At 61.5% G+C, this 1,095-nt stretch carries 1 pseudogene and 1 other annotated feature; the pseudogene reads right to left on the bottom strand.

Annotated elements, in window-relative coordinates:
• Positions 1–80 precede the first annotated feature (80 nt).
• A pseudogene (locus IE224_RS21240) lies at positions 81–1,045 on the bottom strand (IS3 family transposase); the annotation flags it as partial.
• Positions 642–758: a sequence feature (AL1L pseudoknot), on the bottom strand. (Overlaps the previous pseudogene by 117 nt.)
• Positions 1,046–1,095: the final 50 nt, after the last annotated feature.

Raw genomic sequence — 1,095 nt, 5'->3', positions numbered from 1 at the left:
CGCCTTGCGGCGCCAGCTTACCAGACGGTCTATCGCTGTGAGAGTCAGGCCGCCCAAGAACTGGCAACCATCTTCTGACTATCACTATGATGGATCAGCTTGTCAGTCTCGGATGGGGTCCTCTGGCAGATAGCCTGGTTCAAAGCATCCAACACGAAACCAGTCGTCATCGAGCTCGAGACGCGCCAGCCGACGATCTTCCGGGCGAAGACGTCGATGATCGAGCCATGGAAACGCCACTGGTCCGAGTGACCATGGCGAGGGGCAACATAGACCATGCCCTGCCAGCTTGAGACATAGGTGAAGTCGCTGACCCATAGCTGGTTCGGCATGTCCGCAACGAAGGCCCGGTTCACCTTGTCGTCTGGGCAAGGCTGAGCCGCATCGGGGTGGGTCGTGATGACCTTCTTGCCACGCACAACGCCTTGCAATCCCATCGCCTTCATCAGCCGCTCCACCGTGCAGCGGGCGATATCGTGCCCTTCGCGGCGTAATTGGTGCCAGACCTTGCGCGCGCCATAACGGCCCCGGCTGCCATCGAAAACCTCCTTGATGGCAGCCATGTCGAGGCGATCCTGCCTGGCCCGATCCGACGCCAGATCGGGATTACGCTCGACGGCCTTGAAGGCATGATAGGTCGATGGTGCGATCCCCAGAACCCGGCAGATCGGCCCGACACCATGGACACAACGGTGATCGTCGATGAACGCGATCATTTGCGGAAGGGGCGGTCGAGCTCCGCCGCTGCGAAATACGCACTGGCCTTCTTCAGGATCTCATTGGCCTGGCGCAGTTCACGGACCTCGCGCTCCAGTTCCTTGATCCGGTCCTTCTCCGCGCTCGTCAGACCGCCGCGCTGACCGGCATCACGTTCGGCCTGCTGGCACCAGACGCGCAGGCTGTCGGGCGAACAGCCAAGCTTCGGCGCAATCGCCCTGTAGGCGGCCGTGTCGCTCGCGTAGTCGCCGCGGTTCTCTCGGAAAAGTCGAACACCGCGTTCGCGAAGCTCGGCCGGATAGGCGGGGGTGAATCTCGGCTTTGACATAGGGCTCATCCTTTGAGTGTTTTACTCTCCGGTAAACCCGGGGCGGTTCA

Source organism: Paracoccus aerius, from assembly GCF_014656455.1.
GTDB lineage: Bacteria > Pseudomonadota > Alphaproteobacteria > Rhodobacterales > Rhodobacteraceae > Paracoccus > Paracoccus aerius.
Note: the sequence above shows the minus strand (reverse complement) of the source record. Positions and strands in the feature narration are given on the sequence as shown.